The organism is Streptomyces sp. NPDC001843, from assembly GCF_042891955.1.
In the GTDB taxonomy this organism is placed as follows: domain Bacteria; phylum Actinomycetota; class Actinomycetes; order Streptomycetales; family Streptomycetaceae; genus Streptomyces.
The window spans coordinates 397,378-411,218 of record NZ_JBIATQ010000006.1; the positions used below are offsets into that span (position 1 = coordinate 397,378).

A 13,841-nucleotide genomic window follows, 5' to 3' on the forward strand; every position below is an offset into this window, starting at 1 on the left:
GCACCGGCGTGGCCGGATCAGTCCGGTAGCGGTGTGAGCAGCATGCGGCCCGCGAGGCCGACGGCCGCGTCCAGGCGCTCGGTGAACTCCTCGGCCAGGTCCTCGAACCGGCGCAGCGCCCACAGTGCGCGCGCGGCCGACCAGGTGGCGTCCCGGGCGCGCTCCAGGCTCCAGGAACCCAGGAGATGGGTGAGCGGGTCGGCGATCTGGAGCAGGTCGGGACCCGGCATCAGATCCTCGCGGATGCGCTCCTCCAGCGCCACGAGGAGCTCGCCCACGCGGTCGAACTCGTCCTCGAGCTCGGCCGGTTCGCAGCCGAGGGCACGGCAGGTGTCCACGACGGCCAGCGCCAGGTCGTGGCCGATGTGGGCGTTGATGCCGGCGAGGGCGAACTGCAGGGGCCGCACGCCGGGGTGGCGGCGGAACTGGAACAGCGGCCGCCAGCAGGCCGGCGGACGGCGGTCGTCGGCCACCGCGTCGACCGCGGCGAGATACCGCTCGGCGAACCGCACGTCCAGCGCGGTGGCGGCCCCCGGGTCGGGGAAGGCCCCGGCGCGCAGGCGCCGTTCCACCTCCTCGGTGACGGCCAGATAGACGCGGTTGAACACCGCGACCCCGTCGCGCGCGGGCAGTGCGGCGTCGAGGCCGCGCATGCGGGAGACGACGGCCTCGACGGAGGGGGTGAGGGGTTTCGGCTGCGCCATGCGGGAAGCGTCCCAGCCCGGGGCCGACCGGTGGGCCGACGTGCCCGGACTTCCCCGGAACGGGGGAACGCGGAAGCCGTGCGCCCACCTCGTTCGGGCCGGGTCAGGCCTCCGGTTCGGTGCAGGCCGCCTTCCCGTCGTAGGACGACGTGCCCTCGTCCAGCAGCGGCTCCTGCCCTTTGAGGTGGGCGGGGGCGAGGGCGCGCAGGGCGTGGTAGCCGGTGATGGTGACCAGCGTGCCGAGGGCGATGCCGCTGAGCGAGAAGGTGTCGCTGAACCTCATCGTCACGTTGCCGACGCCGATGACGATGCCCGCGGCCGCGGGGACGAGGTTGAGCGGGTTGCGCAGGTCGACCCCGGCGCCCAGCCAGATCTGGGCGCCGAGCAGGCCGATCATGCCGTACAGGATGACGGTGATGCCGCCGAGCACACCGCCCGGGACGGCGGCGACGACCGCGCCGAACTTCGGGCAGACGCCGAAGAGCAGGGCGAAACCCGCCGCCGCCCAGTACGCGGCCGTCGAGTACACCCGGGTCGCGGCCATCACGCCGATGTTCTCGGAGTACGTGGTGTTGGGCGGCCCGCCCACGGCGGTGGACAGCATCGACGCGACGCCGTCGGCCGAGATCGCCGTGCCCAGCTTGTCGTCCAGCGGGTCGCCCGTCATCTCGCCCACGGCCTTGACGTGCCCGGCGTTCTCCGCGACGAGCGCGATGACCACCGGCAGGGCCACGAGGATCGCCGACCACTGGAAGGACGGGCCGTGCAGGGACGGCAGCCCGATCCAGTCGGCCTTGCCGACACCGGAGAGGTCGAGCCGCCAGTGGTCGGTGACCTTGCCGCTCGCGTCCACCGAGTGGATCCTGCCGAAGATCCGGTCACTGGCCCAGGAGAGGCCGTAGCCGAAGACCAGCCCCAGGAAGATCGCGACCCGGGACCAGAAGCCACGCAGGCAGACCACGGCCAGCCCCGTGAACAACATCACGAGCAGCGCCGTCCACTGGTCCTGCGGCCAGTAGGTGGAGGCGGTCACCGGGGCGAGGTTGAAGCCGATCAGCATCACGACCGCGCCGGTGACGATCGGCGGCATCGTGGCGTGGATGATCCGCGCCCCGAAACGCTGCACCGCGAGACCCGCCAGGAACAGCACCGCGCCGACGACGAAGACCGCGCCGGTCACGGTGGCGCTCGTGCCGCCCTGCGCCCGGATGACCGCGGCCACCCCCACGAAGGACAGCGAGCAGCCCAGGTAGCTCGGCACGCGGCCGCGTGTGGCCAGCAGGAAGACCACGGTCGCGATGCCCGACATCATGATCGCCAGATTGGGGTCGAGGCCCATCAGGACGGGGGCGACGAACGACGCCCCGAACATCGCGACCACGTGCTGGGCGCCGAGGCCCACCGTCCGCGGCCAGGACAGCCGTTCGTCGGGGCGTACCACCGCGCCGGGCGCGGGCGTGCGCCCGTCACCGTGCACGGTCCACCTGACGCCGAGATCCATGGTGCTGTTTCGCTTTCGTGGTGCGTGAAGTCGGTCCGGGCCATTGTCACGGTTGGCCGGCGGTTCTAGGCTCTCACGGTCCTACTCATGAACTGCGTTCACATGTATGATCGGAGTTGCTTGATGGGTGGAAGATCCCGTGCGGCCGTTCTCCTGGCCGCGGTGGTGACCTTGGGAGCCGCGCTCGTGCCCGCCGCGCACGCGGCGCCGAAGGCTCCCCGAACGGCCGTCCTCGACGGCGCCCGCCTCCAGCAGACCCGGGCCCGTCTCCAGCACGGCGAACCGCGACTCGAACGCGCGCTCAGGGGCCTGACCGCCCGCGCGGACGCCTGGCTCGGGCAGGGCCCGTGGACGGTCGTCGACAAACCGAAGCCGGCGCCCGGCGGTGACGTCCACGACTATCTGAGCCAGGCCCCCTACTGGTGGCCCAGCACGCCACCCACCGCCGACAACCCCTGGGGCTGCCCCTACGTCCAGCGCGACGGACAGCGCAACCCGGAGGTGGACAGCGGCACGGACCGCCAGGACGTCGAGAAGGTCTTCGACTCGACCTACGACCTCTCCCTGGCCTGGTACTACACCGGAAGGCGGAGCTACGCCGAGAAGGCCGGGCAGATCCTGCGCACCTGGTTCCTCGATCCGGCCACCCGCATGAACCCCAACCTGAACCACGCGCAGTTCATCCCGTGCAAGTACGACGGCCGGGCCATCGGCATCATCGACTTCTCGCAGTCGTACACCAGCGTCCTCGACGCGCAGGCGATCCTTGCCACGGGCGCCCCCGGCTGGAGCGCGAAGGACCGGACCGCGATGGGGAAATGGAACTCCGACTTCCTCGACTGGCTGAAGAACAGCGACTTCGGCGCGCAGGAGGGCGCCGCCGCGAACAACCACGGCACCTTCTACGACATGCAGCTCGCCGCCCTGGCGTACGCCACCGGCGACGAGGAGCTGGCACGCCGGACCGTCCTCGGTGCGCGCGCCAGGCGGATCGACCCGCAGATCGCCGCCGACGGCAGCCAGCCGCAGGAGCTCGCGCGCACCCGGAGCTGGCACTACTCGACCTTCGACCTGGTCGCCTACACCCGGCTGGCGGCCATCGGACGGCACGTCGGCGCGAACCTGTGGGCCTACCGGGGCCCCGAGGGGCAGGGGCTGGCCAAGGCGGTCGACTACCTGCTGCCCGCGGCCACGGGCGCCACCGCCTGGCCGTACCCCGAACTCGAATTCCACCGGTACGCGGCGAGCGACGTCGTGCACGCCGCCGCCGACGCGGGGGACAAGGCGGCCCAGAAGGCCGTGTCCAGGCTGGAGTCCCCACCCGGCGGTGACCTCTGGGCGCTGCGGCCGGCCGCCGAGCAACTGGACTCCATAGCGGGCTGACCGGAGACTCCCTCGCCTTCCTCCCGGCCGGGGCTGCTGAGCGCTCGCTTAGGATGGAGGGGGTGTACGCGTGTTCCAGGCGTACGCACCGCCCCGTCCAGCAACGCTCAGGAGCCCCTTCCGTGACCGCCGAAGCGCCACCCGCCCCCGCCCTCGCGTACGGTCGGCTGATCCCCGTCGCCGTCCACTTCGACGACCTGGACGCGCTCGGGCTGCTGCACAACGCCCGCTATCCGCTGCTGGTCGAGCGCGCCTGGACCGAGCTGTGGCACACCCATGGCGTCCGCTTCGAAGGGGACTGGGAGGCAGCGGGAGACGCCTGCAACGCCGTCAAGGAGCTGCGGATCACCTACGAGGCGCCGGTGACCAGCCCGGGTGAGTACGCCGTCCACCTCTGGCTGGAGCGACTCGGCACCACGGGCCTCACCTACGGCTTCCGCTTCTGCTCGGCCGACGGGGTGGTCACCTACGCGCACGGCACCCGGGTGCTGGTCCGGCTCGACGCGGCCACGCTGCGCCCCACCGCGTGGACGGAGGCGTTCAGGACTGCCGGTCGGGAACTGCTGCGGCCGGCGCACTGATCTCGCGCGAGCCCCGGCCACCGCCCAGCACCCCCGCGAAGACGGCGAGGCCGCAGGCCAGCGCCGTCACCAGGCCGAACGACACCACCAGGCTGGTGGCCTGCGCCACCCCGCCGATCAGACTCGGTGCGATCAGCCCCGAGGTGTACGTGATGGTCGCCACGCCCGCGATCGCCTGACTGGGGTTCGGACCGCTGTGGCCGGCCGCCGCGAAGCACAGCGGGACGACGACCGCGATCCCGAGACCCATCAGCGCGAACCCGGTCATCGCCACCGCCGGATACCGCGCGACGACGATCAGCAGGCCGCCGAGAACCGCCAGGACGCCCCCGGCGCGGACCGTTCGGACCGCCCCGAAGCGGTTCACCACCGCGTCCCCGGCGATCCGGGCCACCGCCATGGTCAGCATGAAGCCGGTCGTCGACGCCGCCGCGAGACCCGCCGAGCTGTCCAGCCGGTCACGCAGGAAGACCGCCGACCAGTCGAGGCTCGCGCCCTCCGCGAAGACCGCGCAGAAGCCCACCGCGCCGATCAGCAGCGCCGACCTCGGCGGCAGTGCGAACCTCGGCGGCGGCTCCTCGTCCTCGGCGGGCTGTACGTCCAGCACCCAGCCGCACGCCAGTACGCCGAGCAGCGTGAGCACGGCCGCCGTCAGCGCGAAGTGCAGCCGGGCGTCCGAGCCGAGATGCGCGGCGAGCGTGCCGGCCGCCGAGCCGATCAGGGCACCGGCGCTCCACATCCCGTGCAGCCCCGACATGATCGACCTGTCCAGCAGGCGCTCCACCTCGACGCCCAGTGCGTTCATGGCGACGTCGGCCATCCCGGCGGTGGCGCCGTAGACGAACATCGCCAGGCACAGCGTGTACAGGTTCGGTGCGAGGGACGGCAGCACCAGGGCGAGAGTCCACAGCGCTATCAGGCCCCGCAGGGCCGTACGGCTGCCGAAGCGGTGGCTGATCCGGCCGGCCAGCGGCATCGAGCACGAGGCACCGAACGCGGTGAAGGCCAAGGCGAAGCCGAGCTGCCCCGTGCTGAGCGAGGCATGGTCCTGGACCCACGGCACCCGGGTGGCGAACGAGCCGGTGACCGCACCGTGCACGGCGAAGACGGCCGCCACGGCGTAACGGGCGCGCCTGACCGGCCGCCGTTCGTCGACCATGTGACTCATGCTCCGTCCCCTCCCTGGCTGGGCGCACCCCGCTGCACCCGCCGTAAACTATCAGGGAGCCTGCCTGATAGATAGCGCGTCTTCCGTGCCACCGGGTACCTCGATCTGGGAGGATTCCGGTCATGCCCGCATCACCGAGCACCGCCCGGGCCATCAACGACCGGCTCGCCCTGCGGCTGCTGCAGCAGGAGGGCCCGCTGACGGCAGGGCAGTTGAAGCAGCGGACGGGACTGTCCCGGCCGACCGTCGCCGACCTCGTCGAGCGGCTCACCGCCTCCGGGCTGATCACGGTGGTGGGGGAGTCCGGTGAACAGCGCCGCGGCCCGAACGCCCGGCTGTACGGCATCGTCGCCGACCGCGCCCACCTCGCGGCGCTCGACGTGCGTACCGAGAGCGTCTCCGTGCTGGTCTCCGACCTGCTCGGCCGGGTGCTCGCCGAGGCGTCCGTGCCCATCGGCGGGGACGGGGGCACGGGCCCCGCGGAGGAGCAGGCGGTGGAGCTGGTGGAGCGGGCGGTGAAGGAGGCCGGGGCCGACCGGTTGCACACCGTCGGCATCGGCGCGCCGGGCCTGATCCACCCCGGCACGGGTGAACTGCGCGACTCGGCGGGGCTGCCCGGCTGGCACCGCGGCCTGGTCGCCGCGCTCCAGGAGCGCTTTCTCCAGGCCCGCGTCAGCGTCGAGAACGAGACCAACCTCGCCGCCCTCGCCGAGCAGCGGGAGGGCGCCGCCCACGACCGGGACACCTTCGTCCTCCTCTGGCTCGGACACAGTCCCGGCGCCGCAGTCGTCCTCGACGGCACCCTGCGCCGGGGTGCCTCCGGCGGCACCGGCGAGATCGGCTTCCTGCCCGTTCCGGGCGCGGCCGCGCTGCCCTCGGCGACCGACTGCTCGGGCGGTTTCCACTCCCTGGTCGGGGCGGCGGCGATCGCGGAACTGGCCGCGGCCCACGGGCTCCTGGGCCCCTACAGGGAGGAGCCCGGTGCGGCCGTGGCGGTGCGCGAGGCGATCGCCGCGGTGCGCGAGGCGGCCGCAGCGGCGGGCAGGGACGGCGCCGGTGACGCGCCCGCCCGCTTCCTCGACGCCCTGGCCGACCGGATCGCCATCGGCGTTGCCTCCGTCGTCGCCGTCCTGGACCCCGGATGCGTGGTCCTGGGCGGCGAGACCGGCCAGGCCGGCGGCGAGGCGCTGGCCGCACGGGTCGCGGGGCGGATCGGCCGGATGTCACCCATGCCCACCGAGGTACGGGCGAGCGAGCTGGGCGGCACCGCCGTGCTCCGCGGAGCCCTGCTGACGGCCCGCGAACGGGCGCAGGACGAACTGTTCGCACCCCCGGCCCCCCTTGAAGCGGGCTCCGGGCTGCGAGGGCCGCGCCAGGACAGGCCCTAACCCCTTGGACCCGCCCCCGAACCGCCGCTCCAGGTAGTCCTCGAACGTGCCCTTGCCGACCGCCAGACGCGGTGTGAGGTGGCCGCCGTCGCGGAAGGCGCGGAAGGTCTTTCCGGGCAGCGGGATGTTCACGACGGGGCGTCGCCGGCCGGTCGCCTTCAGCCAGGCGTGGGCCAGGGACCCCATGGTGCGTACCTCGGGGCCGCCCATGTCGGCGACTCGCCCCGCAGGCGCCCCGGCCGCCAACTCGACGAGGCGGTCCGCGACTTCGGCCACCTCGATCGGCTGGTCGGAGATCCCGGCGGGGAGCAGCAGGACGGGCACCTTGGCCAGCGTCTCGAACAACTGCGTGGGCAGGTCGTGGAACTGGGTCGTCCGCAGCACGGTCCAGCCCAGGCCCGACTCCTCGAGAAGTCGCTCCACGGCGAGCTTCGACTTGTAGTAGCCGAGCGGCACCTGGTCGACCCCCACGATCGAGATGTAGACCAGGTGGCCCACACCTGCCGAGCGCGCCGCGCGGATCAGATTCCGCGCCGCCTGCTCGTCACCGCCACGCGGCGTGCTCGCGCAGTGCACGACGGTGTCCACACCCGCCACGGCCGTGTCCAGCTCCGTACCGCCCTCGCGCAGATCGACCGCGTACGGCTGGGCACGGCGGCTGAGTACCCGCACCTCGTGCCCGCCCGCCCGCAGCCGTTCGGCTACGAGCCGCCCCAGGGTTCCGGTACCGCCGGTCACCAGGATCATGGTCATGGCTGTTCAGTCCCTCCGGATGTCGGACGCCCTCGGACCGGGCGTCCCTCGTCAGCCGGGACCGCGCAGCCCCCGCGTGATGTGACAGTCCTCGTGGATCTCCTGCAGACGGGCCAGCCGACGCCGTGCGAACTCCAGCTTCTCCGGGTTCGTCACCGCATGCACCTCAGTGATCAGTCCGTCGCGGAACGCGAAGGTGACGACGCCGAACAGCAGCTCGCCCGCCCAGGCGGCCAGCGCCTTGCCGCCGTTGACCTCGACCACCGAGAAACCCGTGGCTGCCGGGAACCGCTGAGCGATGCCCGCCAGGAAACGGACGACCTTCTCCCGCCCCTCGATCGGGCGCAGGGCGGCCCTGACCTTGCCACCCCCGTCGCTCCACCAGGTCACGTCGGCCGCGAGCAGCTTCTCCAGTCCGGCGAGATCACCGTCGCGGGCCGCCGCGACGAACGAACTGACCAGTTCCTCCCGCCGCTCGGGCGACGGCTCGAAGCGGCCTTCCGGCACGGCCACCCGGCTCACCGCCCGCCGGTACAGCTGGCGGCAGTTGGCCTCGCCGATGTCCAGTACGCCGGCGATCTCCCGGTGCCCGTAGCCGAACGCCTCCCGCAGCACGTACACCGCCCGCTCGGTCGGCGTCAGCCGCTCCAGCAGGATCATCAGCGCCATCGACACATCGTCCCGCCGCTCGGCCGACTCCAGGGGACCGAGCGCGCCGTCCGAGGTGACCACCGGCTCCGGCAGCCAGGTGCCGACGTAACTCTCGCGCCGTGCCCGGGCCGAGGTGAGCCGGGTGAGGCAGAGGTTGGTGACGACCTTGGCCAGCCAGGCCCCCGGATGCTCGATGTCCGCCGTGTCGGCACGGCGGTAGCGCAGATAGGCGTCCTGGACCGTGTCCTCGGCATCCGCGGCCGAACCGAGCATCCGGTAGGCAAGGCCGAACAGCCGTGGACGGTGGGCTTCGAACGCGTCGGTGAACGGGGCGGTCATGCGAGCACCCTGCCAGAGCGGGGTCCGGCGGCGGGCAAGGGCCGTCGTCACCGCCGCCGGACCCGACGGCACCCTAAAAGGACTAGACCAGCCGGCCAATAGTCCGGACCAATATCGAGGCGGACAGTGACGACGGGTGGACTGTGAGCCACCCCACATCGATCACCCGCATGGGTGCGGGCCGGGCGTGGCACACTGGCCCTGTACCAGAAGCAGCGCACTCCGGGGTCGGTGAAAGTCCGAACCGGCGGTTACAGTCCGCGACCCGGTCGCTTCCAGCGGCCGGTTGACCAGGTGAAATTCCTGGACCGACGGTTAAAGTCCGGATGGGAGGCAGTGCGCGGCGGGCGAGCATGCACCTGTGCGCGCCGCCGTCTGGGCTCGTCCGGTCGCGGACGGGTCCCGTCCGGCGTCGCCCCGGTTCTGCCGATCCGCTCATTCTGTCGTCATCGACAGGCCCCGGAGTCCGTGCCCGAAGAGGCAGGAGGACCCGGGAAGTGTTCACCGGAATCGTCGAAGAGCTGGGCGAGGTCACCGCCGTCGAGAACCTCGGCGACGCCTCCCGCTTCCGACTGCGCGGCCCCGTCGTCACCGAGGGTGCGAAGCACGGTGACTCCATCGCCGTGAACGGCGTCTGTCTCACCGTCGTCGACCACGAGGGCGACGAGTTCACCGCCGACGTCATGGCCGAGACCCTCAGCCGCTCCAGCCTGGGCGCCCTCTCCGCCGGCTCCCGTGTGAACCTCGAGCGCCCCACCGCCGTCGGCGCCCGGCTCGGCGGCCACATCGTGCAGGGCCACGTCGACGGCACCGGCGAAGTACTGGAGCGCAAGCCCTCCGACAACTGGGAGATCATCAAGATCTCGCTCCCGGCGGACCTGTCGCGCTACGTCGTCGAGAAGGGCTCCATCACCGTCGACGGCATCAGCCTCACCGTCGTCGACGCCGGCCCCGACTACTTCACCGTCAGCCTCATCCCCACCACCCTCGCCCTGACCACCCTCGGCCTCAAGCAGCCCGGCGACCCGGTCAACCTCGAGGTGGACGTCGTCGCCAAGTACGTCGAGCGGCTGCTCGCGGCGGGTCAGGGGGCCGCGAAGTGAACGGGCTGAACTCCGAGGCGTTCACCCTCCTCGGCCAGCACATCCTCTGGTCGGACATGATCGGCAACATCCTCGGCCTGATCACCCTGGCGCTCGGCTGGCGCCGCTCGCTGTGGACCTGGCCGGTCCAGTTCCTGTCCGGTCTGGTCCTCTTCGGAGCCTTCTTCGGCCATCTGACGGGCAGCGCCGGCAAGCAGGTCGTCGTCATGACGGTCGCCCTGTACGGCTGGTGGCAGTGGAACCGGAACAAGGGCCAGGCGGAGGACGGCCACATCGTCCCCCGGTTCGCCACCTGGCCCGAGCGTGGCGCCATGCTGGCCTCCGCCGCCGTCGGCACGGTCGCCGTCGCCCTGCTCTTCACGGCCTACCCGAGCCTGTCCTGGGACCCCTGGCCGGACGCGTACATCTTCGTCGGCACCATCGTCGCCATGTACGCCCAGGCGCGCGGCATGGTCGAGTTCTGGATCGCCTGGCTCCTCGTCGACCTCGTCGGCGTCCCCCTGAACTTCGCCAACGGCTACGCCTTCTCCGGCTTCGTCTACGTCATCTACGGCGCGCTCGTCCTGTGGGGCATGCGCGACTGGTGGCTGCGCTCCCGCCAGGGCTCGCGGCCCGCTCTGGAAGGAGTCCCCGCATGACTGCGGCACCCATCCTCTACAGCACGGACGGCTTCGAGGACTTCGCGCTCGACCCGGTAGAGCAGGCCATTGCCGACATCGCGGCCGGGCGTCCGGTCGTGGTCGTGGACGACGAGGACCGGGAGAACGAGGGCGACCTCGTCATCGCCGCCGAGAAGGCGACGCCCGAGATCGTCGCCTTCATGATGAGCGAGTGCCGCGGCCTGATCTGCGCCCCCATGGAGGGTGAGGAACTGGACCGGCTGAGGCTCCCCCAGATGGTCGAGGACAACACCGAGTCGATGAAGACCGCCTTCACCGTCTCCGTGGACGCCTCCGCCGCGCACGGTGTCAGCACCGGCATCTCGGCCTCCGACCGCGCGACCACGCTGCGACTGCTGGCGAGCGGCGACGCCGAGCCGGCCGACTTCGTCCGCCCCGGCCACGTCTTCCCGCTGCGCGCAAGGCCCGGCGGGGTCCTGGTCCGCAACGGCCACACCGAGGCCGCCGTCGACCTCGCCCGGCTCGCGGGCCTGCGCCCGGCCGGTGCCATCGTCGAGATCGCCGGTGAGGACGGCCGCATGCTGCGCCTGCCCGAACTGATCCCGTTCGCCCGCAAGCACGGCCTGACGATCATCTCCATCGAGGACCTGATCACCTACCGTCGCGGCTCGGAGCCCACCGTCCGGCGCGAGGCCGAGACCCGCCTGCCCACCGCACACGGCACCTTCACCGCGTACGGCTACCGCTCCACCGTCGACGGTGTCGAGCACGTCGCCCTCGTCCACGGCGAGATCGGCGACGGACAGGACATCCTGGTCCGCGTCCACTCCGAATGCCTCACCGGGGACGTGTTCGGCTCCCTGCGCTGCGACTGCGGCCCTCAGCTCGACACCTCCCTGCAGCGCATCCAGGCCGAGGGCCGGGGAGTCGTCGTCTACCTGCGCGGACACGAGGGCCGCGGTATCGGCCTGCTGTCCAAGCTGCGGGCGTACGAGCTCCAGGAACAGGGCCACGACACCCTCGACGCCAACCTCGAACTCGGCCTGCCCGCCGACGCCCGCGACTACGGCGCCGGCGCGCAGATCCTCGACGACCTCGGCGTCCGCAGCCTGCGCCTGATGACCAACAACCCCGAGAAGACCGAGGCGCTGCTGCGTCACGGCATCGAGGTCACCGGCCGCGAGCCGATGCCCGTGCAGGCGGGCGAGCACAACCTGCGCTACCTGCGCACCAAGCGGGACCGGATGGGCCACGACCTGCCCTGGCTGGACACGCCCGCCGTACCGGCCCCCGCGGCCGCGTCCGAGGCGGCATCCGTGGCCGCGTGCGCGACAGCATCTGTGGCCGACTCCGCGGCCACCTGTGGCAACCAGTAAGAGAAAGCACTTAGGAGAGACGTGAGCGGCAAGGGTGCACCGGAACTGTCCGTACGCAACGCGAGCGACCTCAGGGTCGCGGTCATCGCGGCGCAGTGGCACGACAAGGTGATGGACGGTCTGGTGAACGGGGCCCTGCGCGCCCTGCACGACCTGGGCATCGACGAGCCCACGCTGATCCGGGTCCCGGGCAGTTTCGAGCTCCCGGTGGCCGCCAAGGTGCTGGCCGGCCGCGGCTACGACGCGGTCGTCGCCCTCGGCGTCGTCATCCGCGGCGGCACCCCGCACTTCGACTACGTGTGCCAGGGCGTCACCCAGGGCCTCACCCAGGTCTCCGTGGACACCGGCGTCCCCGTCGGCTTCGGCGTGCTGACCTGTGACACCGAGGAGCAGGCCCTGGACCGCGCCGGTCTGGAAGGGTCGAACGAGGACAAGGGACACGAGGCCGTGACCGCGGCGGTGGCAACCGCGGTCACACTTCGCTCAGTATCCGAACCCTGGCACTGAGGCACGGCCCGGAGCGCGTAGGGTAAGGACCACCATGTCCAAGAAGACGTTCGAGGAGCTCTTCACCGAGCTCCAGCACAAGGCCGCCCACGGCGACCCCGCCATCTCCCGCACCGCCGAGCTGGTCGGCAAGGGCGTCCACGCCATCGGCAAGAAGGTCGTCGAAGAGGCCGCAGAGGTCTGGATGGCCGCCGAGTACGAGGGCAAGGAGGCGGCCGCCGAGGAGATCTCGCAGCTGCTCTACCACGTCCAGGTGATGATGGTCGCCCGCGGGATCTCCCTGGACGACGTCTACGCCCACCTCTGAGCCGTACCCGCACACCCCCGTACCGAACGAGCAAAGGAAGCCGACCTCATGCTGCGCATCGCCGTCCCCAACAAGGGTTCACTGTCCGGCCCTGCGGCGGAGATGCTGCATGAGGCCGGCTACCAGCAGCGCCGGGAGTCGAAGGAACTGCGCATCGTCGACCCGGGGAACGAGGTCGAGTTCTTCTACCTCCGCCCCCGCGACATCGCTATCTACGTCTCCTCCGGCCGCCTCGACATCGGGATCACCGGCCGCGACCTGCTGATCGACTCCGGCGCCAACGCCGAGGAGATCCTCCCGCTCGGCTTCGCCCGCTCCACCTTCCGCTTCGCCGCCAAGCCGGGCGCCGCGAACGGCATCGAGGACCTGGCGGGCAAGACGGTCGCCACCTCCTACGAGGGCATCGTCGCCAAGCACCTCGCGGACAGCGGCGTCGACGCCTCGGTCGTCCACCTCGACGGCGCCGTGGAGACGGCGATCGAACTGGGCGTCGCCGAGGTCATCGCGGACGTCGTCGAGACGGGTACCAGCCTGCGCAACGCCGGCCTCGAGGTCTTCGGCGAGCCGATCATGAAATCCGAGGCCATCGTCGTCCGCCGCACCGGCGCCGACACCGAAGAGCCCAAGGTGCAGCAGTTCCTGCGCCGCCTCCAGGGCGTCCTGGTGGCCCGCACATACGTGATGATGGACTACGACTGCCGAGTGGAGCAGCTCGAGAAGGCCGTCGCGCTCACCCCCGGCCTGGAGTCCCCGACCGTCTCCCCGCTGCACAACGAGGGCTGGGTCGCCGTCCGTGCCATGGTCCCGGCCAAGGAGGCCCAGCGGATCATGGACGACCTGTACGCGATCGGTGCCCGGGCCATCCTGACCACCGCCATCCACGCCTGCCGCCTCTGAGCCGCAGGGAGGGACAAGCAGGGGTAAGCACCAGATGTCCGACCTTCCCGACCTTCCCGTCACGTTCCGGCCGGGGCGCACCCGCGTGATTCTGCTCACCGCGGGCGTGGCGATCTTCGTGGTCATCTCGGGGATCGCGATGCTCCTGGAACACCTCGGCCCGGGGGAGCGGCTCAGCTTCGTGATCACCGGCGCCCTCATCTTCGGCGTGCTGGCCCAGCTCGCCCGGGTGAGGGTCGTCGCCGACGACTCCGGCGTCACCGTCGTCAACATCGCCAGCAGGCGGCGCCTGGACTGGGCGGAAATCGTCCAGGTGAACCTCCGTCCGGGCGATCCCTGGGTGTTCATCGACCTCAGCGACGGCACCAGCCTGCCCGCGCTCGGCATCCAGCCGGGCGTCGCCAAGCAGCGCGCCATCGCCGACGCGCGCACCCTCCGGGCGCTCGCCGAGGCCCGCTCGACGGCCCACCCCGTGGAAGATCAGGGCTGACTCGGGGCCGTCGACCCTGCCGTAGTGGCCCGTGTCTTGATTAATCTGGTGATGGAGGCGTTTTCGCTGCGCC

At 71.6% G+C, this 13,841-nt stretch carries 14 protein-coding genes, 1 pseudogene and 1 riboswitch; of the genes and pseudogenes, 10 read left to right on the top strand and 5 right to left on the bottom strand.

What is annotated here, in order from left to right; translation table 11 throughout:
• Positions 1 to 17 precede the first annotated feature (17 nt).
• Positions 18 to 704 (bottom strand): DUF5995 family protein, encoded by a 687-nt coding sequence (locus ACFYZQ_RS18390; RefSeq protein ID WP_389148289.1) that lies wholly within the window; start codon positions 702 to 704, stop codon positions 18 to 20.
• A gap of 103 nt (positions 705 to 807) precedes the next feature.
• A complete protein-coding gene (locus ACFYZQ_RS18395; protein ID WP_389148292.1) occupies positions 808 to 2,205 on the bottom strand; it encodes a uracil-xanthine permease family protein in 1,398 nt (465 codons plus the stop codon).
• A gap of 123 nt (positions 2,206 to 2,328) precedes the next feature.
• On the opposite strand from ACFYZQ_RS18395, the gene ACFYZQ_RS18400 reads away from it, so the two are divergent.
• Both ACFYZQ_RS18400 and ACFYZQ_RS18405 read left to right on the top strand, forming a co-directional pair.
• The gene (locus ACFYZQ_RS18400; protein ID WP_389148295.1) at positions 2,329 to 3,588 is read left to right on the top strand and encodes an alginate lyase family protein; all 1,260 of its coding nucleotides are present in this window, start codon (positions 2,329 to 2,331) and stop codon (positions 3,586 to 3,588) included.
• A 122-nt stretch (positions 3,589 to 3,710) separates the two neighbouring features.
• The gene (locus tag ACFYZQ_RS18405; RefSeq protein WP_389148298.1) at positions 3,711 to 4,169 is read left to right on the top strand and encodes an acyl-CoA thioesterase; all 459 of its coding nucleotides are present in this window, start codon (positions 3,711 to 3,713) and stop codon (positions 4,167 to 4,169) included.
• Here ACFYZQ_RS18405 and ACFYZQ_RS18410 read toward each other — a convergent pair.
• Positions 4,129 to 5,328, bottom strand: coding sequence for an MFS transporter (locus ACFYZQ_RS18410; protein ID WP_389148494.1), 1,200 nt, complete (start codon positions 5,326 to 5,328; stop codon positions 4,129 to 4,131). The genes ACFYZQ_RS18405 and ACFYZQ_RS18410 overlap by 41 nt on opposite strands.
• A 131-nt stretch (positions 5,329 to 5,459) precedes the next feature.
• Here ACFYZQ_RS18410 and ACFYZQ_RS18415 point away from each other — a divergent pair, with 131 nt between their 5' ends.
• A complete protein-coding gene (locus tag ACFYZQ_RS18415) occupies positions 5,460 to 6,725 on the top strand; it encodes an ROK family transcriptional regulator (protein ID WP_389148301.1) in 1,266 nt (421 codons plus the stop codon).
• 15 nt (positions 6,726 to 6,740) lie between these two features.
• Here ACFYZQ_RS18415 and ACFYZQ_RS18420 read toward each other — a convergent pair.
• A pseudogene (locus tag ACFYZQ_RS18420) lies at positions 6,741 to 7,478 on the bottom strand (SDR family oxidoreductase); the annotation flags it as partial.
• A gap of 51 nt (positions 7,479 to 7,529) precedes the next feature.
• Positions 7,530 to 8,468 (bottom strand): RNA polymerase sigma-70 factor, encoded by a 939-nt coding sequence (locus ACFYZQ_RS18425; protein ID WP_389148304.1) that lies wholly within the window; start codon positions 8,466 to 8,468, stop codon positions 7,530 to 7,532.
• A 213-nt stretch (positions 8,469 to 8,681) separates the two neighbouring features.
• Positions 8,682 to 8,812, top strand: a riboswitch (FMN riboswitch).
• 153 nt (positions 8,813 to 8,965) lie between these two features.
• Here ACFYZQ_RS18425 and ACFYZQ_RS18430 point away from each other — a divergent pair.
• From ACFYZQ_RS18430 to ACFYZQ_RS18460, 7 genes are read left to right on the top strand one after another with little or no spacing between them, the layout of a single operon-like run.
• The gene (locus ACFYZQ_RS18430) at positions 8,966 to 9,571 is read left to right on the top strand and encodes a riboflavin synthase (RefSeq protein WP_389148307.1); all 606 of its coding nucleotides are present in this window, start codon (positions 8,966 to 8,968) and stop codon (positions 9,569 to 9,571) included.
• Positions 9,568 to 10,209: a nicotinamide riboside transporter PnuC gene (pnuC, locus tag ACFYZQ_RS18435; protein ID WP_389148310.1), complete on the top strand. Its 642-nt coding sequence runs from the start codon at positions 9,568 to 9,570 to the stop codon at positions 10,207 to 10,209. The genes ACFYZQ_RS18430 and pnuC overlap by 4 nt, the downstream gene beginning before the upstream one ends.
• On the top strand, positions 10,206 to 11,567 hold the full coding sequence (locus tag ACFYZQ_RS18440) for a bifunctional 3,4-dihydroxy-2-butanone-4-phosphate synthase/GTP cyclohydrolase II (protein ID WP_389148314.1): 1,362 nt from the start codon (positions 10,206 to 10,208) through the stop codon (positions 11,565 to 11,567). Before pnuC ends, ACFYZQ_RS18440 begins: the two co-directional genes overlap by 4 nt.
• Before the next feature lie 21 nt (positions 11,568 to 11,588).
• On the top strand, positions 11,589 to 12,074 hold the full coding sequence (gene ribH / locus ACFYZQ_RS18445) for a 6,7-dimethyl-8-ribityllumazine synthase (RefSeq protein ID WP_389148316.1): 486 nt from the start codon (positions 11,589 to 11,591) through the stop codon (positions 12,072 to 12,074).
• Positions 12,075 to 12,108: 34 nt separating this feature from the next.
• A complete protein-coding gene (locus ACFYZQ_RS18450) occupies positions 12,109 to 12,381 on the top strand; it encodes a phosphoribosyl-ATP diphosphatase (RefSeq protein WP_389148319.1) in 273 nt (90 codons plus the stop codon).
• Between the two features lie 48 nt (positions 12,382 to 12,429).
• Entirely contained in the window at positions 12,430 to 13,278 is an 849-nt protein-coding gene (gene hisG, locus ACFYZQ_RS18455) for an ATP phosphoribosyltransferase (protein ID WP_389148322.1), read from the top strand.
• A 34-nt stretch (positions 13,279 to 13,312) separates the two neighbouring features.
• Positions 13,313 to 13,768 (top strand): PH domain-containing protein, encoded by a 456-nt coding sequence (locus tag ACFYZQ_RS18460; RefSeq protein WP_389148325.1) that lies wholly within the window; start codon positions 13,313 to 13,315, stop codon positions 13,766 to 13,768.
• Positions 13,769 to 13,841: the final 73 nt, after the last annotated feature.